General features: G+C 73.6%; 26 protein-coding genes and 2 pseudogenes. 10 read left to right on the top strand and 18 right to left on the bottom strand.

Annotated features, from left to right (window positions below):
* Nucleotides 1-7: 7 nt before the first annotated feature.
* Nucleotides 8-2,194 (bottom strand): diguanylate cyclase, encoded by a 2,187-nt coding sequence (locus SM450_RS00670; RefSeq protein ID WP_474617676.1) that lies wholly within the window; start codon nucleotides 2,192-2,194, stop codon nucleotides 8-10.
* Between the two features lie 83 nt (nucleotides 2,195-2,277).
* On the opposite strand from SM450_RS00670, the gene SM450_RS00665 reads away from it, so the two are divergent.
* Entirely contained in the window at nucleotides 2,278-2,925 is a 648-nt protein-coding gene (locus tag SM450_RS00665; protein WP_474617675.1) for a 5-formyltetrahydrofolate cyclo-ligase, read from the top strand.
* 27 nt (nucleotides 2,926-2,952) lie between these two features.
* Nucleotides 2,953-3,081: pseudogene (locus SM450_RS00660) on the top strand (FmdB family zinc ribbon protein); the annotation flags it as partial.
* 62 nt (nucleotides 3,082-3,143) lie between these two features.
* Here SM450_RS00660 and SM450_RS00655 read toward each other — a convergent pair.
* Nucleotides 3,144-3,467: a hypothetical protein gene (locus SM450_RS00655; protein ID WP_474618373.1), complete on the bottom strand. Its 324-nt coding sequence runs from the start codon at nucleotides 3,465-3,467 to the stop codon at nucleotides 3,144-3,146.
* Nucleotides 3,468-4,210: 743 nt separating this feature from the next.
* On the opposite strand from SM450_RS00655, the gene SM450_RS00650 reads away from it, so the two are divergent.
* Complete coding sequence (locus SM450_RS00650; protein WP_474617674.1) at nucleotides 4,211-4,711, top strand: flagellar biosynthesis protein FlgA; 501 nt, start codon at nucleotides 4,211-4,213, stop codon at nucleotides 4,709-4,711.
* Between the two features lie 22 nt (nucleotides 4,712-4,733).
* On the opposite strand, the gene SM450_RS00645 is transcribed toward SM450_RS00650, so the two are convergent.
* Together SM450_RS00645 and SM450_RS00640 are read right to left on the bottom strand one after the other, a co-directional pair.
* A complete protein-coding gene (locus tag SM450_RS00645) occupies nucleotides 4,734-4,910 on the bottom strand; it encodes a hypothetical protein (RefSeq protein ID WP_282286609.1) in 177 nt (58 codons plus the stop codon).
* 1,176 nt (nucleotides 4,911-6,086) lie between these two features.
* On the bottom strand, nucleotides 6,087-6,569 hold the full coding sequence (locus SM450_RS00640) for a DUF2231 domain-containing protein (protein ID WP_474617673.1): 483 nt from the start codon (nucleotides 6,567-6,569) through the stop codon (nucleotides 6,087-6,089).
* Between the two features lie 150 nt (nucleotides 6,570-6,719).
* Between SM450_RS00640 and SM450_RS00635 the strand changes: the two genes are divergently transcribed.
* A complete protein-coding gene (locus SM450_RS00635; RefSeq protein ID WP_474617672.1) occupies nucleotides 6,720-7,571 on the top strand; it encodes an oxygenase MpaB family protein in 852 nt (283 codons plus the stop codon).
* Nucleotides 7,572-7,578: 7 nt separating this feature from the next.
* Here the strand turns inward: SM450_RS00635 and SM450_RS00630 are convergent, their stop codons facing one another.
* From SM450_RS00630 to SM450_RS00580, 11 genes are all read right to left on the bottom strand, one after another.
* Nucleotides 7,579-8,415, bottom strand: coding sequence for a RecB family exonuclease (locus SM450_RS00630; RefSeq protein WP_474618332.1), 837 nt, complete (start codon nucleotides 8,413-8,415; stop codon nucleotides 7,579-7,581).
* 134 nt (nucleotides 8,416-8,549) lie between these two features.
* Entirely contained in the window at nucleotides 8,550-9,161 is a 612-nt protein-coding gene (locus SM450_RS00625; protein WP_474617671.1) for a MarC family protein, read from the bottom strand.
* A 31-nt stretch (nucleotides 9,162-9,192) separates the two neighbouring features.
* The gene (locus tag SM450_RS00620; protein WP_474617670.1) at nucleotides 9,193-10,059 is read right to left on the bottom strand and encodes a PHP domain-containing protein; all 867 of its coding nucleotides are present in this window, start codon (nucleotides 10,057-10,059) and stop codon (nucleotides 9,193-9,195) included.
* 10 nt (nucleotides 10,060-10,069) lie between these two features.
* Nucleotides 10,070-11,341: a WD40 repeat domain-containing protein gene (locus SM450_RS00615; RefSeq protein WP_474617669.1), complete on the bottom strand. Its 1,272-nt coding sequence runs from the start codon at nucleotides 11,339-11,341 to the stop codon at nucleotides 10,070-10,072.
* Nucleotides 11,338-12,108 (bottom strand): SigE family RNA polymerase sigma factor, encoded by a 771-nt coding sequence (locus SM450_RS00610; protein WP_474617668.1) that lies wholly within the window; start codon nucleotides 12,106-12,108, stop codon nucleotides 11,338-11,340. The genes SM450_RS00615 and SM450_RS00610 overlap by 4 nt, the downstream gene beginning before the upstream one ends.
* Before the next feature lie 103 nt (nucleotides 12,109-12,211).
* Nucleotides 12,212-13,084 carry a PH domain-containing protein gene (locus SM450_RS00605; protein WP_474617667.1) on the bottom strand — a complete coding sequence of 291 codons (873 nt, stop codon included), beginning with the start codon at nucleotides 13,082-13,084 and terminating at the stop codon, nucleotides 12,212-12,214.
* A 6-nt stretch (nucleotides 13,085-13,090) separates the two neighbouring features.
* Nucleotides 13,091-13,249, bottom strand: coding sequence for a hypothetical protein (locus tag SM450_RS00600; RefSeq protein ID WP_013283898.1), 159 nt, complete (start codon nucleotides 13,247-13,249; stop codon nucleotides 13,091-13,093).
* Between the two features lie 115 nt (nucleotides 13,250-13,364).
* Nucleotides 13,365-14,051, bottom strand: coding sequence for a DUF6758 family protein (locus tag SM450_RS00595; RefSeq protein ID WP_474617666.1), 687 nt, complete (start codon nucleotides 14,049-14,051; stop codon nucleotides 13,365-13,367).
* Nucleotides 14,052-14,152: 101 nt separating this feature from the next.
* A complete protein-coding gene (locus tag SM450_RS00590; RefSeq protein WP_474617665.1) occupies nucleotides 14,153-14,776 on the bottom strand; it encodes a TrmH family RNA methyltransferase in 624 nt (207 codons plus the stop codon).
* Nucleotides 14,777-14,812: 36 nt separating this feature from the next.
* Nucleotides 14,813-15,304, bottom strand: a complete 492-nt coding sequence (locus SM450_RS00585; RefSeq protein ID WP_474617664.1) for a hypothetical protein — start codon at nucleotides 15,302-15,304, stop codon at nucleotides 14,813-14,815.
* Nucleotides 15,305-15,392: 88 nt separating this feature from the next.
* A complete protein-coding gene (locus SM450_RS00580) occupies nucleotides 15,393-15,908 on the bottom strand; it encodes a MaoC family dehydratase (RefSeq protein WP_474617663.1) in 516 nt (171 codons plus the stop codon).
* Nucleotides 15,909-16,452: 544 nt separating this feature from the next.
* Here SM450_RS00580 and trxA point away from each other — a divergent pair.
* From trxA to SM450_RS00565, 3 genes are all read left to right on the top strand, one after another.
* Nucleotides 16,453-16,815 (top strand): thioredoxin, encoded by a 363-nt coding sequence (gene trxA / locus SM450_RS00575; protein WP_474617662.1) that lies wholly within the window; start codon nucleotides 16,453-16,455, stop codon nucleotides 16,813-16,815.
* Between the two features lie 140 nt (nucleotides 16,816-16,955).
* Nucleotides 16,956-17,396: a hypothetical protein gene (locus tag SM450_RS00570; RefSeq protein WP_474617661.1), complete on the top strand. Its 441-nt coding sequence runs from the start codon at nucleotides 16,956-16,958 to the stop codon at nucleotides 17,394-17,396.
* Nucleotides 17,393-18,352 carry an MFS transporter permease gene (locus SM450_RS00565; protein WP_474617660.1) on the top strand — a complete coding sequence of 320 codons (960 nt, stop codon included), beginning with the start codon at nucleotides 17,393-17,395 and terminating at the stop codon, nucleotides 18,350-18,352. The genes SM450_RS00570 and SM450_RS00565 overlap by 4 nt, the downstream gene beginning before the upstream one ends.
* Before the next feature lie 21 nt (nucleotides 18,353-18,373).
* Here the strand turns inward: SM450_RS00565 and SM450_RS00560 are convergent, their stop codons facing one another.
* Nucleotides 18,374-18,793, bottom strand: a complete 420-nt coding sequence (locus SM450_RS00560) for a thiol-disulfide oxidoreductase DCC family protein (RefSeq protein ID WP_474617659.1) — start codon at nucleotides 18,791-18,793, stop codon at nucleotides 18,374-18,376.
* Here SM450_RS00560 and SM450_RS00555 point away from each other — a divergent pair.
* Together SM450_RS00555 and SM450_RS00550 are read left to right on the top strand one after the other, a co-directional pair.
* Complete coding sequence (locus SM450_RS00555) at nucleotides 18,792-20,960, top strand: intein-containing Rv2578c family radical SAM protein (protein WP_474617658.1); 2,169 nt, start codon at nucleotides 18,792-18,794, stop codon at nucleotides 20,958-20,960. The genes SM450_RS00560 and SM450_RS00555 overlap by 2 nt on opposite strands.
* Nucleotides 20,961-20,996: 36 nt before the next feature.
* Entirely contained in the window at nucleotides 20,997-21,404 is a 408-nt protein-coding gene (locus SM450_RS00550; protein ID WP_474617657.1) for a CoA-binding protein, read from the top strand.
* On the opposite strand, the pseudogene SM450_RS00545 reads toward SM450_RS00550, so the two are convergent.
* Both SM450_RS00545 and SM450_RS00540 read right to left on the bottom strand, forming a co-directional pair.
* Nucleotides 21,361-21,705, bottom strand: a pseudogene (locus SM450_RS00545) (TetR family transcriptional regulator C-terminal domain-containing protein); the annotation flags it as partial. The gene SM450_RS00550 and the pseudogene SM450_RS00545 overlap by 44 nt on opposite strands.
* Nucleotides 21,706-21,793: 88 nt before the next feature.
* Complete coding sequence (locus tag SM450_RS00540) at nucleotides 21,794-22,990, bottom strand: acyl-CoA dehydrogenase family protein (RefSeq protein WP_474617656.1); 1,197 nt, start codon at nucleotides 22,988-22,990, stop codon at nucleotides 21,794-21,796.
* 175 nt (nucleotides 22,991-23,165) lie between these two features.
* On the opposite strand from SM450_RS00540, the gene SM450_RS00535 reads away from it, so the two are divergent.
* Entirely contained in the window at nucleotides 23,166-23,570 is a 405-nt protein-coding gene (locus SM450_RS00535) for a DUF4190 domain-containing protein (protein ID WP_474617655.1), read from the top strand.
* Nucleotide 23,571: the final 1 nt, after the last annotated feature.

The following is a 23,571-nucleotide window of genomic DNA, read 5'->3' as shown; positions in this document are numbered from 1 at the left end:
CGCGAGACTATCGGCCACGGCTCTGCCGCGGCGGGTGAGGACCGGAAGACGCGCCGCCCGGCGCGGTGCCCGCCTGCTCCGCCGTGCCGGCCCGGGGCAGCCCGTCGGGCGGACTGACCGTGGTGGCGGACACCGGAATCTCCTGCGTGGGCACCGGATCTCCGACGGGCGCCAGCCGGTAGCCGTCCCGCCCGGCGGCCTTGGCGGCGTAGAGCGCGTCGTCGGCCGCGTCGAGCACCTGCTGCCCGCCGCCGGCGTGGTCCGGATAGACGGCGATACCGATGGACACCGTCACCGGCACCCGCAACGGCTCGCCGCCGTGCCCGTCGACGGGCACCGGCTGGTCCCGCACCACCGCGCCGATCCGCTCGGCGACGACCGTCGCGCCCCGCGCGTCGGTCTCCGGCAACAGCACCACGAACTCCTCGCCGCCGTGCCGGAACGCCAGGTCCACCTCGCGGATCACGCCGCGGATCCGGCGGGCGAACTCGACGAGCACGGCGTCCCCGGCGGCGTGCCCCCAGGTGTCGTTGACGTCCTTGAACCGGTCCAGGTCGAGGGCGAGCACGCTGAGCATCCGGCCGAACCGGTTCGCCCGCTCCACCTCACGCCGGATCGACTCGCGCAGGTAGCGGTAGTTCCACAGCCCGGTGAGCGGGTCGGTGAGCGAGAGCCGCTGCGCCTCCTCGTGCACCCGGACGTTCTCCACCGCCACCGCCGCGTGGCCGGCGAAGGTCCTCAGCGTGACCAGGTCGTCGTCGTCGAACTCGTGCCCGCCGAGCCGGTCGTAGAGGGCCAGCACGCCGAGCGCCGCGCTGGACGGGCCGGCCGCGGGGTCGCTGTCGGCAGGCGGGTGGCCGGGACGGTCCGCGCCACGCGGGTCGGCCGCGCCGGGCGCGGCGAACGGCACCGCCACGTACGTCTCGCAGGACGGCTCCCCGGTCGGCGCGTCCGGCGGCGCCCAGCGGCCACGCAGTGGCTCCCCGGTGGCGGCCACCGCGCCTACCACCCCGGCGCCGACCGGCACCCGCAGCGTCGCCGGGTCGGCCGGGTCCTCGGTCGGCCAGCGCCCGGTCAGCCCCTCCACGCACTGGCCGACAAGCACCCCGTGGCCGTCGAGCAGCAGCACCGCGCCGGCCCGGGCGCCGGTACCGGCGATCGCGCTGTCCAGGATCACCCGCAGGATGCGTTGCAGGTCGTGCGTACTCGCGAGCGTGTCGCCGAGCACCACCAGATGGTTGCGGAGCTGGTCCCGGCTGCTTGTCAACGCCGCCACGTAACTGCCGGTCTCCCGGGTCATCCGGTTGAACGCGCCGGCCAGCCGGCCGATCTCGTCGCGGCTGCGCACCGGCACCCGCGCGGTCAGGTCACCGTGCGCCACCCGGTCCACCGCGCCGGCCAGCTCGACAAGCGGCCGGGTGGTCACCCGGGCCAGCCGCCACGCCGCCAGCACGGCCAGCAATGCGGCCAACGCGACGGCGGCCACCAGCGCGCCGTACAGGCCGGGCGGGCGGTCGCCGCGCACCGAGAGCACAAGCGGCAGCGGCTGCCCCGTGGACGGCCCGACCCGGCGCACGTACCGCCCGTCGTCGGTCCCGGCCACCCGATCCCCGGCGACCTCGCGGGCGGCGGCCAGCACCGCTCCGCGTACCCCCTGGTTTTCGGTCGTGGCTCGCCCGGGGTCGTCGAGGAGGGTGACCTCGACGCCTGTCACGGCCGCGAGCCGCGCCACGAAGGCCGGGTCGACGGGCTGCGCAGCGGCGACCGCGCCGAGGTCGGCGCCGGCCGGGTCGCGGAGCCGGACCTGGACGGCGAGCGCGCCCACCGGGCCGGCCGGGACGCCGGCGCAGTCCTGCCAGGGGCCGGCCGGGCCGCCGGCGGTGGCATAGCTGGTCCGGCCGGCCGCGTCGGCGACCCGGACGGCGGCGGCCAGGCCGCGGCCGACCACCTGGTCGGCGGCGCGCGACCGGGCGGCCGGGTCCGCGACGAGCGCCACCGCGTCCGCCGCCGCGCGCAGTTGCTGGCAGAGCGCGTCGACCGAGGTACGCACGCCGGCCGCGGCCAGCCCCAGCCGCTCGGTGGCGCGGCTGCGTTCGACCGCGCTCAGCGTGGTGCCGACGAAGAACGCGCCGAGCAGGACAGGGCCGAGGACCACCACGAGGAAGGCCATCGTCAACCGCCCGCGTAGCGTCAAGCTTCCCCCCGGAAGTTCCGCGCCCCTTGGTGCGATGCTGACACAGAGCGACCGGTAGGCAAGCGTTGCGTCAGGAGTGTTGCGTGCCGGATTTTTCGGATGAGGTGCACGAGGCGAAACGGGACCTGCGCGTCGCGCTGCTCGCCGCCCGCCGGTCGCTGTCCGCGACGCGCCGGGCCGAAGCCGCGGCGTCCGTGCAGGCCGAGCTGATTTCCCTGGTACGCCGGATGCGCCCGACCCGGATGACCGCGTACGTGCCGGTCGCCTCCGAGCCCGGCGGACACGACCTGCCCGAGATGCTGCGGGCGGCGCTGCCGGCCGAAGCCGAGCTGCTGCTGCCGGTGCTCCGGGACGACCTCGACCTGGACTGGGCCGCCTACACCGACCGGGAGTCGCTGCGCGCCGCCGGCCGGGGGCTGCGCGAGCCGACCGGCCCGCCACGGGGCCGGGCCGCCGTGGCCGGGGCGGACCTGGTGGTGGTGCCGGCGCTTGCGGTGGACCACCGGGGCGTCCGGCTGGGCCGGGGCGGCGGCTCCTACGACCGGGCGCTGGCCCGGGTGCCCGCCACCGTGCCGACGGTGGCGCTCCTGCACGACGGCGAGCTGGTCCCGACGGTTCCGGCCGGCCCGCACGACCGGCCGGTGCACTGCGTGATCACGCCCCGGGGCGGGCTGGTGGCGGTGCCGGGTGTGGGACCGGGCGCTTCCGCTGGACGAATCCGGGTGCCATGACGCACCATTGGCACTCGAAGACCACGAGTGCCAGTACGGCTGTGCCAAGATCCGGAGGAGAACGTGCCCACGTACCAGTACGCCTGCACCGCGTGCGGCCACCAGCTCGAGGCGGTGCAGTCCTTCTCGGACGCGCCGCTGACCGAGTGCCCGGCGTGTGAGGGGCGGCTGCGCAAGCTCTTCAACTCGGTAGGCATCGTGTTCAAGGGCTCCGGCTTCTACCGTACGGACTCCCGTTCGTCCGGTTCCGAGAACGCCGCCAGCGCCGGCGGCAAGCCGGGGAAGTCCGAGTCGTCCTCGTCCGACTCCTCGTCGTCCTCTGGGTCGTCGGGCTCTGGGTCCTCCGGCTCTGGGTCCTCCGGCTCTGGGTCCTCCGGGGCCGCGTCGTCGGGCCCGGGTTCGGGTTCGGGGTCCTCGGGGTCGGGCTCGGGCTCGGGTTCTGGCTCGGCGAGCAAGTCGCCGGCGGCGTCCAGCTCCTCCTGACCGCACGCTTTACGAAAGTGGCCGTCCCGCTCCGGGGCGGCCACTTTCTCATGCCGCACCCCTCCCCCCGGACCACACGCGCCACTCCGGCGAGGTCGCGGCATCAGCTCCCCGCTCCGGGCTCCCGGCTCCCGGCTCCGGGCTCCCGGCTCCCGGCTCCGGGCTCCGGGCTCCCGGCTCCCGGCTCCGGGCTCCGGGCTCCGGGCTCCGGGCTCCGGGCTCCGGGCTCCGGTGATCATGAAGTTGGCGGCCCGACCGGTCCGTTTTGTCCCAGCCAACTTCATGGTCATCCCCATCCGTGCCCTCGGGCGGTCGCAGGAGCGCCCTCCCGGGCTGATCAAGGAGGTTGCGTCGGATTCCCTCCGCGACTACCCAAACTCCTTGATCACCCGCTCAACCCGCGCCCAGAGCGCCACCGATTTCGTGAGCCCTTGGACAACCGCCTCTCGCAGACCGCCGGCTGGCGACCTTGGAGTGGAACGGCATGGGTGGGCGGTGCGCATGAGCACGCCGATCAGCACCGGCACGCCCCGCCGGGCCGCAGCACGGCGTCGTCGTCCAGCCGTCGCTGTGGCATTCCACCCGAGCGATTGGCCGGAAGCGCCGCCCGGAGCGCCTTGGACCAGGCAGTTATCCACAGGACGGCGGGTTATCCACAGGGGCGAGCGATGGGCGACGCGGAGGGGCGGTATGCGCCTAACCTCCTGACGGAACGACGGTCTGCTGACGGCCGTCAGCGACGGCGGACGGCGGACGGCGGCGAAGACGGCGGACGGCGGCGACGGCGGACGGGGAGGCAGTGGTGGAGGGTGGAGAGGCGACGTTGCGGCCGGTGCGCCGGCGTGGGCTGCCCCGGCGCCGCACGCTGCTGCGGCTGACGCTTGTTGCGGTGCTGCTGGGGCTCGCCGTTGCGGTGCTGCACACGCCGGCCGGCTGCCCGCCCGGGCCGCCCTCGGTCGCCGACCCCACGCCGACTGCCGACCGCGCGACGACCGCCGAGCCACGGTCGGGTGGTGCTCCGGCGCTGCCCGCCGGGGCGGTCGGCGTGCCGATCCGGTTGGCGGAGCCGGCCGCCCTCGCGGTGCTACGCCCGGGGGCCCGGGTCGACCTGCTGGTCGTGCCGGCCGGTGGATCGCGCGATCCCACCCTGCTCGCACCGCGCGCGTTGGTGCTCGATGTGGTGGGGGCCACCGGGGCGGTCGACGGCTCCTCGGCGCTCTATCTGGCGCTCCCACCGGAGCAGGCCCGGCGCGCGGTCGGCCTGCCTGAGGGCAGTCGCTTCGCCGTGGTGGTTCGCGGCTGACCCCGCCCCCGGCCGTTCGTCCTCAGTCCCAGTGCGGCGGGCGCTCGCCGAGCAGCCAGTCGTCGTTGCCGCCCGGGCGCTCACCCCAGCCGCGGTCGGTGTCGTCGGTGGTCTGCTCGGGCAACACGACGAAGTCTTCGCTGAGGTCGACCACGCGGTCGTCGTCGTCGCGCGGGACCTGGATGCCGGGGTCGGTCACGAGGAGCAACGATACCGCTGCCGACCGACCGCCTCGACCCGCTGCGGTGCACGATCCGGGACGCCGGCTGGCGCATTACCTGGTCCGGCAGCAGCGGCGGTCCACCCCAGGACCGGCACCGGGCGGCCGGCGTCGGAGAACGTGCCATGGGCGAATCGCCGCTCGCCGCGTCGGGCAGCCGACCGGGCGAGCCGTTGGTAGCGTCGGTCGGCGTGACGACGCCGAGCGGTGGCAACCCCGACGACGAGACCTGGCGACGCCCCGAGCAGCCGGACGGGGCATCGGCCGTGGACCGGCCCGGTGACAACCGGCCCGCCGCACCGAGCCAGCCCGAGGACGACGCGCCCACGCCGGGGACGCCCCTCACCGCCGACGCGTCGCCGGCCGAAGGTGACCACCGCGAGCAGAACGCCCCGGACGGCACCCCCGACCGGCCCGCGCTCCGGCAACCTGACACAGACACGCCCGGATCTCCCTCAACCGGCACGCCCAAACCGTCCACCCTCAGCCCCGGCAGACCCAAACCCCACATCACCGACACCGACGCGAGCGGCCACGGCGAGCCCGAACCCCACCAACTCGGCACGGGCACGGGCACCGGAGAGCAGGGCGCGGCCGGCCATCAGGTTCCCGACCCCGGCACACCCGACCCCCACACGGTTGAGGCAGGCGCGAGCGGGGCCGCCAGCCCGTGGTCGCGCGAGGGATCCATGGAGAGCCCCTGGGCCAGGCCGGACGCGGCGACCCCTGCCGGCGGCTGGACCGCCACCGGCGGCCAGTGGCCCGGTCCAGCCGGACACACCGGCCCACCCTGGCCGCCAACACCCGCAGGCCCGCCCGGACACCCCGGCCCACCCTGGCCGCCGGGACACACAGGCCCGCCCGGGCCTCCCGCACACAACGTCCCGCCCGGACACACCGGCGGGTACACCGGGCCGCCGCCGAGCACGCCGCCGCCACCCGGCTGGCGACCGCCGGTGCACGTGCGGGTGCCACCGCCCCGGCGGCTCCCGGCGCAGGACATGGCCGCCATGGACCGCTCGGAGCAGCGCGCCCAGCAGCTCACCTACGGCATCGGCGCGGTCGTCGGCGTGGTGCTGGTGCTGCTTACGTGCCTGTTGTGCTCGCGGTTGCTGTTCTAGAGCCCACCCGGCCGAAAGCTGGGAGGCAGAAGGATCAGACGATGCCGTCCCACACCATCTTGGCCCCGCTGTCGCCGGTCAGGTAGACGTAGACCACCGCGAACACGGCGAGCACGGCCGCCACGACGGTGAGCGCCAGGGGCACCCAGCGGGGCAGGCTCTGGAGGCGGGCGAAGCCCTTGGTGCTCAGCACCAGCAGCAGCGCCACGACCGCGAGCCCGAGCGTGAACCAGAGCAGGGTCTCTCCGTACTCGGAATGCTCGTGGATCTTCGCCAGGCCCTCCGGCGGGTAGCCCCGCGATTCGAGCGCCTCCTCCAGCTCCTCGCCGGACTCGGTCGCCACCCAGGCGAGGATCGGCGTGACCACGGCGAGCGCCACCACCGCCCAGTCCAGCCGGGGTCGCCAGCGGGGCAACGCACCGTACGCGACGGTGAGCAGCGCCAACAGCGGCACCAGCACCACCACCGCGTGAATGACCAGGACGTGGCCCGGGAGACCGTTGACTTCCCTGAACACCGACACCTCCGGCGAGTGGACGGATTCGCGCGGCCAGCGTACGACGTGGCGTGGTCGCACATCGAGACACACGCACGGATCGGCACACCGGTTCATCCCGGCGGCCCCGGGCCACCCGGGCGGGTACGCCCGGCGTGGCACTCTTGACCTGTGGACACCGACGACCTCGGCCTGTTCGGACCGGGATCGGTCACGTGGAAGGTGCACGAGGAACCGATCCTGATCGTTGCCGGCCTGCGCTCGCTCTACCTGCAGGCGTTGCACCCACGCGCGATGGCGGGGGTGGCGCAGAACAGCAACTACCGGGCCGACGCCTGGGGCCGGCTCGTGCGGACGTCGACCTACGTGGCGACGACGATCTACGGCACCACCGCCGAGGCGGAGGCGGCCGGCCGGCGGCTGCGTACGCTGCACGCCCGGTTGCGCGCCACCGACCCGAACACCGGCGAGGTGTTCCGGGTCGACGAGCCGGACCTGCTGCGCTGGGTGCACGTCACCGAGGTCGAGTCGTTCGTGAGCACCGCGCGGCGGGCCGGGCTGGCGTTGACCGACGACGAGGTGGACGGCTACTACACCGAGCAGCGCCGGGCCGCTGCCCTGGTCGGGTTGGACCCGGGCGACGTGCCGGGCACCGCCGCCGAGGTCGAGGCGTACTACCGGGGCGTGCGTCCGGAGCTACGGATGACCCGCGAGGCGGCCGAGACCGCGGTGTTCCTGACCGCGCCGCCGATCCCGTGGAGGCTCAGCCGGCCGGTGAAGCTCGGCCTGAGTCTCGGCCCGCCGCGCTGGGCGTACCTGGGGATCGCCGGCACCGCGTTGGGGTTGCTGCCCTCTTGGGCGTTGCGGCTCTACGGCGGGCTCGGGCTGCCCACCACGGCGTTGTCGGCAGAGGTGGGTGTGCGGGCGTTGCGGCTGGCCCTGGCGGCGGTGCCGCGGCGCTACCTCGGGGCGCCGGTGCAGCAGGTCGCGAAGGACCGGGCGGCCCGGCTCGCGGCTGCCTGAGGAATCCTCAGTCGGCCGGCTCGGCGAGGCGCTCGACGGCCGACCAGGGGTCCTTTCCGGGGGCCTGCGCGCCGGTCGGGCAGGTGCGCCGGTAGTCGCACCAGCCGCAGCGCGGCCCCGGCTCGGTGGGGAACGCCTCGTCGGGATCGGCGCCGCCGGACACCGCCCGCTCGGCGGCCATGATGTCGCGGGCGGTGTCCTCCGCGCGAGTGAGCTGCCGGTGCAGCGACTCCGGGGTGTGCTCGTGCGCGGCGACCGTGCCGGTGGGCAGGTGGTGCAGTTCGACCCGGCGGCACGGCCGCCGGAACACCCGCTCCGCCGCGTACGCGTAGAGCGCGAGCGCCTGCGAGCCGCGGGCGTCGTCGGCGTCGAGCCCGGTGCGGCCGGTCTTGTAGTCGACGATGACCAGCTCGGGCCGGCCGTCCGGGCCGGGTCGGGAGTCGATCCGGTCGGTGCGGCCGTTGAAGGCCAGCACTGCGGTCTTCACGGCGACCACCCGCTCCACGCCGATCGGCTCGTCGGCCGGGTCGAGCCCCGCCACGTAGGACTCCAGCCAGGCCAGCGCCCGCCGGAAGGCGATGCGCTCCTGCTCGTCGTCGCGGTAGCCCTCGCGGACCCAGGTGCCCTTGAGCAGGGCGGGGAGCGCCTCGGGGCGGCGACGGTCGGGGGCGAGCGCATACCAGTTCTTGAGCGCCGTGTGGACACTGGCGCCGAGGGAGTTGTGCGCCCACGGCGGCCCCTTCGGCGGGGCGGGGCGGTCCACGTAGGCGTAGCGGTAGCGCCGGGGGCAGTCGGCGTAGGCGCCGAGCTTGCTGGGCGTGCAGACGAAGAGCCGTTCCGGCATGCCCTCGAAGCCGAGCTGCTCGGCCTGCTCGGCGCGGGGCCGGGGCGCGCGGCCACCGGTGGGTCGTCCGGTCGGTGAGGATCGTCGCACCCGTGTGATCCTGCCACCCGGATACGACACCTGGCGCGAGGGACTCAGGCGTTGAGGTATTCGGTCACGAACGCGGCGATCGCGTCCGCGATGAGCTGCACCGCGATGGCGGCCAGCAGCAGGCCGGCGATCCGGGTCAGCACCTCGATGCCGCCCGGCCGGAGCACCTTGACGATTCCGCCGGAGAAGCGCAGCACCACCCAGACGGCGACCATCACCGCGACGATGGCGAGCGCGATGGCCACGTAGTCGGTGATGCCGCCGGCCCGCTGCACGAACAGCATGGTGGCCACGATGGCGCCCGGTCCGGCCAGCAGCGGGGTGCCGAGCGGCACCAGCGCGATGTTGGAGGTGACCTGCTGGCTCGGGTCGTCCGCCTTGCCGGTCAGCAGTTCCAGCGCGACGAGCACCAGCAGCAGGCCGCCGGCGGCCTGTAGGGCGGGCAGGTCGACGTGCAGGTAGGCCAGGATCGTCTGCCCCGCCACCGCGAAGATCACGATGACCCCGAGCGCCAGCGCCACGGCCTGCCAGGCGGCCCGGTTCCGGTCGCGGGCGGGCAGCGGCCCGGTGAGCGCGAGGAAGATGGGCATCATTCCGGGCGGGTCGACGATCACCAGCAGGGTCACGAAGACCTCGCCGAAGAGCTTGAGATCCACGCGGACACGGTAGCCGCGCCGCCGGCACGCTTCAGCTTGAAGCGACGGGGGTCACCCCGCGGCCCAGCCCGACGATCCGCTCGTACGCCTCCGGGGCCGTGGTGTGCGCGCCCAGACGGACGGTCTTGTGCGTGCCGTGGAAGTCCGACGAGCCGGTGACCAGCAGACCCAGCTCGGCGGCGAGCCGGCGGACGTGTTCCCGCTCGGCCGGGCTGTGGTCCTCGTGGTCGGCCTCCAGGCCGGCCAGGCCGGCCGACGCCAGGTCCACGATCAACTCGTCGGGCACGATCCGGCCGCGCCGGCTGGCCCTCGGATGGGCGAAGACCGGCACGCCACCGGCCGCCCGCACCAGCGCGACCGCGCGGAACACGTCGATGTCGTCCTTGGGCAGCCGGTACCGCTCACCCAGCCAGTCCGGTCCGAATGCCTCGGTGGTGGTGGCGACCAGGCCGGCCCGGATCAGCGCCTGCGCGATGTGCGGGCGGCCGACCGTCCCGCCTGCGGCCCCGGCCAGGATCTCCGACCAGCTCACCGGAACGCCGTCGGCCTGGAGCAGCCGGACGATCCGCTCGCCGCGTACCTCGCGGGCCCGCCGGACCCGGGCCAGCTCCGCGACCAGCTCCGGGTCGTCCGGGTCGAAGAGGTACGCCAGCAGGTGCAGCGGGATCGCCGGGTCGACGCCGAACCAGCGGCAGGACAGCTCGGCGCCGCGGATCAGGGTGAGCCCGGGTGGCCGGGCGGCGACGGCGTCCGCCCAGCCCGCCGTCGTGTCGTGGTCGGTGAGCGCCACCACGTCGAGCCCGGCGTCGGCGGCGGCCCGGACCAGTTCGGCCGGACCGAGCGTACCGTCGCTCGCGGTGGAGTGGGTGTGCAGGTCGATGCGGGCGGGAACGCTCACCTGAGCGACGCTACGCCCCGTCCGGCGTGGCGGGGGTGTCGGCCACCACCACCGGACGCTGCCCGGGCGGCACCCCTTCGAGCGCCGACGCGGTCGGTCGCTGTCCGGCGAGCACCCGACCGGGCTCGACCCGGACCAGCCCGCCGGCGGCGTCCACGTGCAGCGCGGCGCCGGCGCGGGTCCAGGCGACCGCGCCGGCAAGCACCGGGCCGGCCGGGTGGGCCGCCGAGGTGGCTGCCAGGTCGACGAGCAGGGCGGTGCGAGCGGCGCTGTTGGCAAGCAGCCACCGCCCGTCCGGCGAGACCGCGCCGAGCCCGTCGGCGGCCAGCTTCGGACCGCAGTCGGTGCGGGTCGGGGCGAGGTCGCGGGCCGGGTCGAGCAACGCCAGGCAGGTCTGCCCCGCCGACCCGTCGGTGACCAGGCCGACCACCCGCCCGTCCGGTCGCATGCCGTAGACGGCGCGTACGTCCGGGTTCGCGGCGCCGGGCACGCCGCCCATCGCCCGCTGCCACACGCTCGTGCCGCCCCGGCCGGGCCGGGCGATAAGCACGTCGTCGCCGGTGAAGCCGACCGGCACGACGCCTGGCGACGCGGCCACCCGGCTGGGCGCGATGAGCTGGCCGGCGACCACCCCGGCGGCGACCAGGTCCGGGCCGTCCCGCCAGGCGACCTGCCGGCCGTCCGGGGAGACCGCGACGGCGTCCGCGGCGGCGAGCATGACCTGCGGCGCGCCGTCGCCCGCCGGCACCCACCAGAGGGTACGGCCGGCAGCGGTGGCCGCCGAGGTGAGCAGCCAGCCCTCCCCGTCGTGGATCCGCTGCGCCCGTTCGACGTTGCCCACGCCGGTCAGCTCGCGCCGTTCGCCGCCGCTGGTGTCCAGCACGTCGCCGACGAGCAGGTCGAGCTCGGCGCGGACCGGCGCCGGCCGGGACATCGGGGAGGGCGCGGTGGGCAGCGGGGAGGCGGAGAACCCGTGCGGGTCGCCGAGCACCACTGTCGATGTGCCGCCCCGCCCGCCCGACCCGCTGAACTGCGCCATCCCGGTGGTGACGAGCACCGTGGCCACGCTTGCCAGGGCCAGCCCGGTGAGCGCCCGGCGGCGCCCCGCACGGCGGGCGCGGCGCAGCACGTCCCCCGCCGGATCGGCGCGGAGCGGTCGGGATGTGACGACGCGACGGGACAGCGTCTCTCGCAGCGCCCGCTCCAGTTCGTCCTCGCCCACGGAGAGTGGACGCTCGGGGCTGCCCGTTCGGTTGTCACCTGCGGGTCGGGTGCCACTCATCGGGTCTCCGCCGGGATCGGCACGGCGGCGCGGACCGGCGCCGTGGCCGGGGCCGGGGTGGTCGCCGGTGACGAGGCCGGGCGTGGCGTCGGTGCGGCGGGCTGCCGCGCGGTCCCGGCCGGGAGGCCGGGTGCGGTCGGCTCGGCGGGCTGCCGCGTCGCCGTGGGTCGGGGCCGTGGACCGGCCGCGACCCGAGGAACCGCCGAGGTGCCGGCCTTCGCCGGGGAAGCCGCCCCCGCCTCGGCGGGTGTCTCGGTCGGCAGGCCCAGGGCGGCCTCGGAGCCGAGCCGCCGACGCAGGGTGTTCAGTGCCCGGGAGGTCTGACTCTTGACCGTGCCCGGGGAGATCTCCAGCAGGGCGGCGGTCTGCGCCTCCGACATGTCCTCGTAGAAGCGGAGCACCAGCACGGCCCGCTGCCGGGCGGGCAGCGCCTGGAGGTGCCGCCAGAGCGCGTCCCGGTCGAGCTGGTGCTCGATCTCGTCGACGCCGGCACGCTCCGGCAGCACCTCGGTCGGCCGTTCGCCGTGCCAGCGGCGACGCCACCAGCTGGTCGAGGTGTTGACCAGGACCCGGCGGGCGTACGGCTCGATGGCGTCGATCCCGCCGAGCCGTTTCCAGGCCAGGTAGGTCTTGGTCAGCGCGGTCTGGAGCAGGTCCTCGGCGGTGGCCCAGTCGCCGGCCAGCAGGTACGCGGTGCGCAGCAGGGCGCCGGACCGGGCCGCGACGAACTCGCGGAACTCCTCCTCCAGCGGATCCCTGCTCGCCACGCTCACCTCCGCGCCCCCGTCCTGCCTGGCAGGCTCCCACGACCGGGTGGGTCGGGTCGACGGCGAAAGGTGTGCAGTCCTTCCGATGTTCGGCCGAAAAGTTTCAGGCGCCGTCGTCGGCCTTGGCCTCGTCGGCCTCCTTGCCCAACCGCGCCTCGACGGCCTGCGGCTCGTACATCTCCTCCACCACGCGCAGGTAGAGCTCGTTCGGGTTGGGCAGGTTCTTGACCTCGCGCAGCGCCTGCTCCTGGCCGGCCGACTCCAGCACGAACGTGCCGTAGTTGAGGGCGCGACCGGTCGGGGTCTGCTCGTACTTCATGTCGGTGACCCGGACCAGCGGCATCATCGCGACCCGGCGGGTGATGATCCCGTTGACCACCATCACCCGTTTGTTGGTCAGGATGAACCTGTCGTAATACCAGTCGGCGACGCGCCAGGCGACCCAGCCCATGACGGCAAACCAGAGCAGGACCGCGACAGTGGTCAGCGCGCCGACGTCGCGCCCGGCGAGGAAACCGGCGAGGTAGCCGAGCACGAACGTGGCCGCGATGCCGACGATGATCGGTGTGGTGAGGTGGATCCAGTGCCGCTTCCACTCGCCCCGGTAGCGCTCGGTGGGGAAGAGGTAGCGCGCGACGAGTGAGCTGGGCTCGTCCTCCAGGGGCAGCACGCGGCGCGGGGCCATGCCGGAGGCGTCGACCCGGAGACCGGCCAGCTCCTCCTCGGAGATCGGCTGCTCCGGATAGCCCTCCGGGTCGCGCGCCCAGGCGCGACCGGAGCGGCCCTCGCCGGCATAGCCGGGACCGTCGCCGAAGGCGGCGCCGCCCGACAGGGAGGGGCCGGCCCCGTAGGCAGGGCCGGCGCCGTAGCCGGGACCGTCGTCCGGGTCGATCCGTGGGATCGGCTCGGTGTCGCGCTCCCGGCGTGCCCGGTCGGGATCGTCCGGGTCGAAGGGGGGACCGGAAGGGCTTCCCATGGGCGGCTAGGCGACGAGGTTGGTGAAGAAGTCGCCGAAGCCCTGCGCGATGTCCATGATGCCGCCACCGAGAGACTTGAACACGTCGGCGGCCGAGTTCGGCCGGTAGGCGACGAAGAAGATCAAGAATGCGATGCCGGCCCAGGTGAGGACCTTCTTGACCATAGCGGGCCATCCTCTCGCGGAGCCGGGTCCGTTTACCGCAGCGGCACCCAGAGTATCAGCATGGTGTCTTACCGTGAATATCTGCGTCCGCTCCCCGACTGTCGGTGCCGGCCGGTCAGGCCTGCCCGTGCAGGTACGGGGACGGTGCGCCGTACACGAGCTCGGGCGGTGTCCACTCGGTGAGGTCGTGCAGCACGACTTCTTCCGCGAGGAGGTGACCCGCGCTCGCCGGCCAGGCTATCGCATGGAGCCACATTCCCCGAGCCTCACCGGCGTACGCGCTTCGATCCGTTTCGGACCGCACGAGCCATAGTGGAGTGGGATGACCGCCCACACGGATCTTCGCGTGCGGCAGACGCTCGGGATGACCAGGGCCGGGATCGGTCAGCGCCTCCTCGACCTGGGGGCCGGGATCGGGTCCGGGCAGTCCCGCGAAGCGGGAACCGAGGCCGACACCGGGTTCCTCGGCGACGAAGATCAGGTCGGCCGGTCCACCGTCGAGCGGGGCCGGGCCGGCGCAGGCGACCACCGTGGCGCGGACCCCGGCCCGGTCGTCGCCGGCCCACGCCACGCCGGTGAGCGTCCAACCCGGTGGGAGCGGCCACGGGCACCACAGCGGCACGCCGGCCCGGTCGGCCGGTTCGCCGTCGGCGGCCACCCGCTCGACCACGCTCGCCATGATCTCGGCGCCGATGTGCTCCGGCACGTGCAGGGGCGGGACGGGGCCGCACCGCAGGCACCGGTACTCGCCGTGCATCAGGTCCGGCTCACGCACCGGACCCGCGCATCTCGGACAACTCACCGCGACAGTCACACGTTCACCGTCGCCCCGGGCCGGCGGGGCGTCAAGCGGGGCGGGCCGACGAACGTGGGATTTCCGTCCGGAGGCACAACCGCGGAGCGTCAGTCCGGGGGCGGGCCGGCGTACGACCGGACCCAGGCGTGCATGGCGATGCCGCTGGCCACGCCCGCGTTGATGGACCGGGTCGAGCCGTACTGGGCGATCGAGAAGAGCGCGTCGCAGGCCGCCCGGGCCACCGCGGAGAGCCCCGGCCCCTCCTGGCCGAAAAGGAGCACGCAGCGGCGCGGCAGCACGCCCGTCTCCAGCGGCCGGGAGCCGGGCAGGTTGTCGATCCCGACCACCGGCAGCCGCTCCCCGGCCGCCCAGGCGACGAACTCCTCGATCGTCGGATGGTGCCGCACGTGCTGGTAGCGGTCGGTCACCATGGCGCCCCGGCGGTTCCACCGCCGCCGGCCGACGATGTGGACCTCGGCGGCGAGGAACGCGTTCGCGTTGCGCACCACCGTGCCGATGTTGAAGTCGTGCTGCCAGTTCTCGATCGCCACGTGGAAGTCGTGCCGGCGCCGGTCGAGGTCGGCCACCACGGCCTCGCGCCGCCAGTAGCGGTAGCGGTCCACCACGTTGCGCCGGTCCCCGGCGGCGAGCAACTCCGGGTCGAGGCGCGGGTCGTCCGGCGGGTCACCCGGCCACGGCCCCACACCCACGTCGAACTGGTCGTCGGTCACGGTCTGAAGAGGGTACGGGCCGGCGGCGGGCACTCCTCAGCGCAGGTCGAGCGCGCCACCCAGCCGGTCCAGGAAGCGCCGGTCGGCGGGGCTCGGCGGGGTTTCGCCGGCCCGGCAGACCCGGGCGGCCACCGATTCCACCCACTGCCGGTACGCGGCGGAGTCGGCCGGATCGGCGCGGCGGCGCAGCACCCGCACCGCGGCCCGGGCGGCGGCGAGCAGGTCCACCAGGTCGGTGAGGCGCTCGCCCCGGTCGACGGCGCCGTCGTGGCGGGCGTAGATGACGGTGACCACGGCACGGACCAGGTCGCTGTCGAAGGCCCGACCGGCGGCCACCGCGTCCAGGCCGGCCAGCCCGGCGGCGACCCCCCGCCGCGGGCGCCCCGGCCCGGGTGAGGCCGCCGCGACGAGCACCCGGCCCGGCAGGTCGGTCAGCAGGTCCCACTCCGCCGCGGAGTAGGCGGCGGAGGTGAGCGGTGCGGCGCGGCGACCGGCAGAGGACGGCTCTCCGGCGACGGAGTGGCTCATGGGGACCTCCAGCCAGAGCATAAGCCCCGGGAGGGGTTCGGCGGCCCCGTCCCCGCGGAACAGGCACGGGGCCGTCACGCGGCCCGGGTCAGCGCGGCTCGGGGAAGCTCGGGCGCTCCGGGTCGACGCCGTCGGGGACGGCCGCGGCGGCGTACTCCCGCTTGGGGACCATGACCTTGCGGCGGAAGACGCAGACAAGCGTGCCGTCCTGGTTGTAGCCGCGGGTCTCGACCGCGACCACGCCGCGGTCCGGCTTGGAGGACGACTCCCGCTTGTCGAGCACCGTGGTCTCGCCGTAGATCGTGTCGCCGTGGAAGGTCGGGGCGACGTGTCGCAGCGACTCGACCTCCAGGTTGGCGATCGCCTTGCCGCTGACGTCGGGCACCGACATGCCCAGCAGCAGCGAGTAGATGTAGTTGCCGACCACCACGTTGCGCTTGAACTGGGAGGCGGACTCCGCGTAGTGGGCGTCCAGGTGGAGCGGGTGGTGGTTCATCGTGAGCAGGCAGAAGAGGTGGTCGTCGTACTCGGTGACGGTCTTGCCCGGCCAGTGCCGGTAGACCGCGCCGACCTCGAACTCCTCGTAGTAGCGGCCGAACTGCATCCTGGTCCCTTCGACGGGCGGCGATGAGTTCGGCACAGCATGCCTTACCGCTGGTTAAGGCGGGGGCCGGGGCGCTCGCGCGGCGGATATCTCACACCGGGCGCCACCTGGGGGGAGACGCAATGAGCGGCGGGGCCCTCCCCGGCACCCGCCGCCCACGCTCTGATGTGAAAGATTCTGCCGTACGGGGCGCGATGCGAACAGAGACCGGCGTCACATTTATCTTTTCGTAACAACACTCACCGTTACCGTCGACCCCCGGGTAAGCGATCTCCGCAGGCCCGATCCCCCCTCGTCAAGGCCCAAGTTACCGACTCGTAGCAAGAACTGAGCGTGATCTCCCTGGAAACGCTCCCATCACGTCCCGTCACGCAAGTGCGTCCTGCACTTGCGTTCCGCACGGCCGGTGTGAACAGATGAAGTTCGATGTGTTTGGGATCACCCCGGCCCACCTGGCGTTTCGCCGCGCAGGCCACGGGAATTCCCGTGGATCGAGCTTGGTTCCACCCGACGTACGGCAATCCGCGGTGATCGGAGAGACGCAATGGCAACGGTTGAGCTGACCACGGCCAACTTCGACGAGGTGACCGGGCGCGACGGCATCGTCCTGCTCGACTTCTGGGCGGACTGGTGCGGTCCGTGCAAGCGCTTCGCCCCCGTGTACGAGCGCTCCTCGGAGAAGCACCCGGAGATCGTCTTCGGCAAGGTCGACACCGAGGCTCAGCAGGACCTGGGGGCCAAGTTCAACATCAGCTCCATCCCGACCGTGATGGCGATCCGCGACGGCGTGATCGTGTACGCCCAGCCGGGCGCCCTGCCCGAGTCGGCGCTGGAGAACCTCATCGAGCAGGTCGAGCAGCTGGACATGGACGACGTCCGCAAGAAGCTGGCCGAGCACAAGCACTGAGCGCGTTTTCCGCCGCCGGCCGGTCCCACCACGGGGCCGGCCGGCGGCGTTCCCGTCCCCGTCCACCGGCGGACGGACAGTCAGAAATGACTGACTGATGGACAGTTCCGGACTCTTCACTCCCGTATCGTCACCTGCTGATGGAGACCTTGACCCCGCGCGGACGCACCGTCCGGCTGGCCGCCACCCTGGTCGGGCTGGCACTGCTTCTCCTCGGCACCGTGCGCGGCACCGACGACGACTTCCCGTTCGGGCCGTTCCGGATGTACTCCACCTCCGACCCGCCGAACGCGCCCGCGCCCGACACCCGGGTCGAGGGCGTCGACCGGACCGGCGCGGTGGTGCCCCTCGGCCAGGACGCCACAGGCATCCGCCGCGCCGAGATCGAGGGCCAGCAGGACCGGTACGCCGCCGACCCGAGCCTGCTGCGCACGGTCGCCGAGGCGTACGCGGAACGCCACCCCGCCGCCCCGGCGCTCGTGGAGGTGCGCATCGTGGTCCGCTGGCACGACATCCAGGGCGGACGCCCGACCGGCGAGTGGACCGACCGGACGGCGGTGCGGTGGGAGACCACCGGATGACCGGCTGGTTCACCGAGGCGGTGCCGCGCGGCCGGGTCGCCGCCTTCCGCACCCTGATCTACCTCTTCGTCGCCGCCGACCTGGTCGTCTTCACCCCCTGGGTACGCACCCGGGTGGACGTGCCCGGCGATCTCTACCAGCCGCTGCTCATCGGCCGGCTGCTCCCGCTGCCCACGCCCGACCCCGCCCTGGTCGGCGTGGTCTTCTGGGTGCTGCTGGTGGCCGCGCTGCTCGCCGCGACCGGCCGGGCGCCCCGGCTGCTCGGCTGGACGGTCTTCGCGCTCTACCTCGAGTGGATGATCGTGGCGATGAGCTACGGCAAGGTCGACCACGACCGGTTCGGGCTGCTCGTGGCGTTGGCCGCGCTGCCCACCGCCGGCCGGGCCCGGCACGGCGACCCGACCCGCACCGAGGCGGGCGGCTGGGCGCTGCGGGTCACCCAGATCGCGGTCATCTGCACCTACTTCCTCGCCGCCTGGGCCAAGTTCCGCTTCGGCGGCCTGGACTGGGCGACCGGCTCGGTGCTGGCCCGGGCGATCATCCGGCGTGGCACCGACCTCGCCGACCTGATCGCGCAGGTGCCCCACCTGCTGATCGTGGCCCAGTTCGGCATCCTGGCGTTCGAGCTGCTCAGCCCCCTGGTGTTCGTGGCGCCCGCCCGGTGGCGGCCGGCGGTTGTGGGCTTCTTCTACTCGTTCCACCTGGCGACCGTCGCGACCATCACGATCTCGTTCGCTCCGCACCTGGTGGCGATGACGGCCTTCCTCCCGCTGGAGAAGCTCCGCCCGGTGCTGCTCGCCCGCCGGCTGCTCACCCGCCGCGCCGGCCCGCCCGCCGCCGTCGCCGACCACCCCCGGTCCGCGTCGCCGGCCGATCCACCCGCGCCGGCCGCGCCCGGCGCGGCGCCCCTGACGGCCGTACCGGACCCGGTCACCGGTACCGCTCCCCTGGGCTGACGGACGCCGGGGGTCGACCGGTCAGGACGTCGGGTCGGGGCGACCCGCCGGACCGTACAACCGCTCCCTGGCCTCCTGCGGCAGCGCGCACGCGGCGGTGCCGCCGGGCAGGCGGTGGCGGTTGCGGGCCACCCAGCGGTACGCGGGCCAGGCCACGGCGCGCACCGGCGGGAGGCGCAGCCCGCCCCCCGCGACGCGCCACACTGGCCCACTGTCGCCGAGCAGCCGGGCGATGGCGTCCGGCCCGGAGGCACGGGATCCGTCGGCGCCCACCCACTGGACCGCCTCCTCGCACTCGGCCTCGCTCAGGCTCAGCGCCGCCAGATCGGCGAACTGCCACGGGATCACCCGGGCACCGGTGGGAATACGACGCTCGATGAACTGCGCGCAGCGGGTGCAGAAGGCGCAGTCGCCGTCGTAGACGAAGGTCGACGTCTCCATGCCTCCATCCTGCACCCGCGGTGGGAGCGGCGGCGGCCGGTGTCCGGCGCGTCACTTGCGCTTCGTTCGTACACATGTTCGAATGTGGGTCATGCGCTGGGACAACCTCTCCGCTCCCCCGGACGAGGGGACTCCCGACGAGGCAGCGCCGGCGGCTCCACCCCTGCCGCTGGCGCTGCCCGGCGCGGTGGCGCGGACGTTCGACACCCCCGAGTTCGCCGGCATGACCTTCTACGAGGTGCAGGCCAAGTCGATCATCAACCGCGTTCCCGGCCAGTCGCGCGTGCCGTTCGAGTGGACCATCAATCCCTACCGCGGGTGTTCCCACGCGTGCACCTACTGCCTTGCCGGTGACACGCCGATCCTGATGGCGGACGGACGGACGAGACCGATAAGCGAGCTGACGGTCGGCGATCGCATCTACGGCACCGAACGGCGCGGCGCCTACCGCCACTACGTCGTCACCACAGTGCTCGACACGTGGTCGACAGTGAAGCGGGCCTACCGGATCACGCTCGCCGACGGCACCACGCTCGTGGCCAGCGGCGACCACCGTTTCCTCACCGAGCGCGGCTGGAAGCACGTCACCGGCGGCATGCGGGGTGGCGCGCGACGCCCCCATCTGACCACGCGCAACCGCCTCCTGGGCACCGGCCGGTTCGCGGTCGCGCCGAAGCGGTCCGCCGACTACCGCCGGGGCTACCTCCACGCGCTGGTCCGCGACGCCGGCCGTCTCGACCGCCGGCGGTTCCCCCTCGACGACGCCGATGCCGCCGACCTGCGCCTCCGCTTCCGACTGGCCACCAACGAGCCGGAGGCGCTGGAGCGCGCCGAGCGCTTCCTCACCGATGCCGGCGTCACCGTCGAGTGGATGGCCGGCCGGATGACCCGCCGGTCCACCACGGCTCGCGCGACCGGGCCGGCCGCCGTCGAGGGCGTCGCCGTGCTGGCCCGCCCGCCGCACGAGCCGACCGACGACTGGCAACTCGGCTTCCTGGCCGGCATGTTCGACATGGCCGGCAGCTGCCGGCGGGGCGTGTTCCGGATCGGCGTCGCCGACGACGAGAGCCGGCGACGCGCCGCCGCCGCCCTCGACCGGTTCTCCTTCCGGTGGGCGCTCGACGAGCCGGGCAACCGCAACGGGGCACGCCAGCTCCGGCTGACCGGCGGCCTACCGGAGCGGCTGCGCTTCTTCCACCTGACCGATCCGGCCGTCACCGGCAGGCGCTCGATCCAGGGCACGGCGCTCAAGTGCGCGGCACGGCTCCAGGTGACCGCCGTCGAGGATCTCGGTCTGGAACTGCCGCTGTGGGACATCACCACCGGCACCGGCGACTTCATCGCCAACGGAGTGGTCAGCCACAACTGCTTCGCCCGCAACACCCACACCTACCTCGACCTCGACGCCGGGGCGGACTTCGACCGCAAGGTGATCGTCAAGGTCAACGCCGGCGAGCTGGTCCGGCGCGAGCTGGCCGCCCCCCGCTGGCGCGGCGCGCACGTCGCCATGGGCACCAACGTGGACTGCTACCAACGGGCCGAGGGGCGCTACCGCCTCATGCCGCCGATCCTCGCCGCGCTGCGCGACTTCGCCAACCCGTTCTCGATCCTCACCAAGGGCACCCTGCTGCTGCGTGACCTGCCGCTGCTGCGACAGGCCGCCGAGGTGACCCGGGTCGGGCTGTCCTACTCGGTCGGCTTCGTGGACGAGACGCTCTGGCGGCTGGCCGAGCCGGGCACACCGAGCCCGCGCCGCCGGCTCGACGCGGTTCGCCGGCTCACCGACGCCGGCTTCCCGGTCGGGGTGCTGATGGCCCCGGTCCTGCCCGGGCTCAGCGACGACGAGGAGTCGATCGACGCCACCGTGGGGGCGATCGCCGCCTCCGGGGCCACCCACGTCACCGCGTTGCCGCTGCACCTGCGCCCCGGCGCCCGGGAGTGGTATGCGCGCTGGCTGGCCCGCGAGTTTCCGCACCTGGTGCCCCGCTACCGACAGCTCTACCAGGCCGGTGCGTACGCGCCGCACGCCTACCAGCGGGAGGTGACCGCCCGGGTGCGGATGGCGGCGCGCCGGCACGGCCTGCACCGGGGCGAGGTCGGCGACAACCGCCGGCTGCCCGACACCTCGCCTGCCACCCCGGCCACCGAGCAGCTCTCCCTCCTATAGAGCCTGGGTCGGCGCGGTGCGCGTTAGGCTCGGGTGATGCGTTCCACCCAGCAGCTTCTCGCCGAGTCCGCCGTGATCGCCGTCGTCGGGGCCTCCCGTGACCCGGGCAAGGCCGCCCACCGCGTGCCGCTGGAGATGCAGCGACACGGGTGGCGGATCATCCCGGTGAACCCGACCGTGGACGAGCTTTTCGGCGAGAAGTCATACCCGACGCTCGCCGACATCCCGCACCCGGTCGACCTGGTGAACGTCTTCCGCCCGGCGCGGGACGCGGTCGAGGTGGTCCGGCAGGCGGTGGCGGTCGGCGCCCCGGCGGTCTGGTTGCAGCTCGGGATCGTCTCCGACGAGGCCCGCCGGATCGCCGAGGAGGCCGGCGTCGACTATGTCGAGGACCGGTGCCTCATCGTCGAGCGGGCCGCCGCCGGCCTGACCCGGCACGGCTGACCGCACTCTGCTGCGGCTCGGAGCCGAAGAGCAGGTCGAGCTGGCTGTCGAGCGCGGCCAGCGCGGTCTCCGGCGTGTAGTGCCCGCCGAGCAGGTGGATGGCGAGCCCTTCCATCACCGCGAGCAGACCGACCACGGCCCGTTCCGGGTCCACCCGCCCGTCGGTGGCGAGCGGTGATCCGGCGGCGATCTGGCCGGCCGCGAAGGCCCGCAAGGCGGCCGTGTCGTCGTGCAGCGCGGCGGCCATGTTCGGCCGGACCGCGGTGTACGCGAGGAAGGCCAGCGCCGCCGCGCTTGTCGCCGCGCGCCGGCGCCCTGCCGCCGACCGGCGTTCCGGGCGTTAAAAGGGGGCCCCGCCTATACCGGAAACGTTAAGAAGGGCCCCCGCCTTACAGCTTGTACTGCTTGAGAAGGCCGCGGGAGATGATCGTCTTCTGGATCTCCGAGGTGCCCTCGCCGATCAGCAGGAACGGCGCCTCGCGCATCAGGCGCTCGATCTCGTATTCCTTCGAGTAGCCGTAACCGCCGTGGATGCGGAACGCCTCCTGGACCACCTCGGCGCAGTATTCCGAGGCGAGCAGCTTGGCCATGCCGGCCTCGACGTCGTTGCGCTGGCCGGCGTCCTTGAGCCGGGCCGCGTTGACCATGAGGGAGTGCGCGGCCTCGATCTTCGTGCCCATCTCGGCGAGCTTGAACGCGATCGCCTGGTGCCGGGCCAGCGGCTGGCCGAACGTCTTACGCTGCTGGGCGTACGCGACGGCCAGCTCGAACGCCCGGATCGAGATGCCGCAGGCGCGGGCCGCGACGTTGACGCGGCCCACCTCGATGCCGTCCATCATCTGGTAGAAGCCGCGGCCGACCTTGTGCTCGCCGCCGAGCACCGCGGTGGCGGGGACGGTGACGCCGTCGAGCACCATCTCGGTGGTCTCGACGCCCTTGTAGCCCATCTTGTCGATCTTGCCGGGGATGGTCAGCCCGGGCGCGGTCTCGCCGAAGCCGGGCTCCTTCTCCAGCAGGAACGTGCTCATGTTGCCGTAGACCGAGTCGGCCCCGGTGTCGGTCCTGACCAGGGTGGCCACCACCGAGGAGTACGCCCCGTTGGTAAGCCACATCTTCTGGCCGTCGAGGACGTAGTTGTCGCCCTGACGGACGGCCCTGGACTTGATCGCCGACACGTCGGATCCGCACTCCGGTTCCGACATGGAGAACGCGCCGCGCACCTCGCCGGTGGCCATCCGGGGCAGCAGCCGGGCCTTCTGCTCGGCGGAGCCGTGCTGCGAGATCAGGTACGCCACGATGAAGTGCGTGTTGACGATGCCGGAGATCGACATCCAGCCGCGGGACAGCTCCTCGACCACGAGCGCGTAGGTGAGCAGCGACTCGCCCAGGCCGCCGTGTTCCTCGTCGATGGTGAGGCCGAACAGCCCCATCTCGCGCATCCCGTCGAGGATGTCGGTGGGGTACTCGTCGGCGTGCTCCAGCCGCTGGGCGTGCGGGATAATCTCCTTGTCGGCGAACTCCCGCACGGTCTCCAGAATCGACCGCTGCACGTCGGTCAGGCCGGGTGTCTGGGCGAGTCGGGCCATCTCAGCCTCCAGGTCGGCGCATTACTCGTGGGTAACTGAACGCTCGGTAAGTATCGGCCCCGGGGCCGGTCGCGCCAAGGTGACCAGTCCACACAACCGCTGTGAAAAGGTTCACCGCTGCCTGTAGCGTCCGCAAGAGAGAGGGCGGTTGACCTGCGATCGAGAGGGCGCGAGCGTGACCGACGAGCAGCCACCGTCGCCCTACGAGCCGCCATCACACGGCCAGCCGTACGGGCAACCGCAGTACGGGCAGCAGCACCCGCAGTGGGGCCAACAGCCGCCGTACGCCCCGCAGCCGCCCTACGGCCAGTACGGCCCGCCCGGCGAGGGGCCCCGACCGCGCGGCGGCCCGAACGTGCTCGCCATCCTGTCGCTCGTCTTCGCGTTCGTCTTCGCACCCGCCGGCATCGTCTGCGGCCACCTGGCCAAGCGGCAGATCCGGCAGACCGGCGAGGAGGGCGACCAGCTCGCCACCTGGGGTCTGATCCTCAGCTACGTCTTCACCGCGCTCGGCCTGCTGGTCTGCTGCGGCTGGATCGGCCTGGCGTTCTGGGCCAACGCGGACAACAACGGTTGGTGAC

This window comes from Micromonospora marincola, from assembly GCF_056150385.1.
This window is presented reverse-complemented; position numbering and strand designations above follow the sequence as displayed.

Coding starts and splice junctions, on each gene's coding strand:
- SM450_RS00630 (WP_474618332.1), bottom strand. CDS start 8,415: ATGCCGGAACGGCTCTTCGTCTGCACGCCCAGCAAGCTCGGCGCCTAC.
- SM450_RS00615 (WP_474617669.1), bottom strand. CDS start 11,341: ATGAGTGGCACCCGACCCGCAGGTGACAACCGAACGGGCAGCCCCGAG.
- SM450_RS00605 (WP_474617667.1), bottom strand. CDS start 13,084: ATGGGAAGCCCTTCCGGTCCCCCCTTCGACCCGGACGATCCCGACCGG.
- SM450_RS00600 (WP_013283898.1), bottom strand. CDS start 13,249: ATGGTCAAGAAGGTCCTCACCTGGGCCGGCATCGCATTCTTGATCTTC.
- SM450_RS00585 (WP_474617664.1), bottom strand. CDS start 15,304: ATGAGCCACTCCGTCGCCGGAGAGCCGTCCTCTGCCGGTCGCCGCGCC.
- SM450_RS00580 (WP_474617663.1), bottom strand. CDS start 15,908: ATGCAGTTCGGCCGCTACTACGAGGAGTTCGAGGTCGGCGCGGTCTAC.
- trxA (WP_474617662.1), top strand. CDS start 16,453: ATGGCAACGGTTGAGCTGACCACGGCCAACTTCGACGAGGTGACCGGG.
- SM450_RS00570 (WP_474617661.1), top strand. CDS start 16,956: ATGGAGACCTTGACCCCGCGCGGACGCACCGTCCGGCTGGCCGCCACC.
- SM450_RS00565 (WP_474617660.1), top strand. CDS start 17,393: ATGACCGGCTGGTTCACCGAGGCGGTGCCGCGCGGCCGGGTCGCCGCC.
- SM450_RS00555 (WP_474617658.1), top strand. CDS start 18,792: ATGCCTCCATCCTGCACCCGCGGTGGGAGCGGCGGCGGCCGGTGTCCG.
- SM450_RS00560 (WP_474617659.1), bottom strand. CDS start 18,793: ATGGAGACGTCGACCTTCGTCTACGACGGCGACTGCGCCTTCTGCACC.
- SM450_RS00550 (WP_474617657.1), top strand. CDS start 20,997: ATGCGTTCCACCCAGCAGCTTCTCGCCGAGTCCGCCGTGATCGCCGTC.
- SM450_RS00540 (WP_474617656.1), bottom strand. CDS start 22,990: ATGGCCCGACTCGCCCAGACACCCGGCCTGACCGACGTGCAGCGGTCG.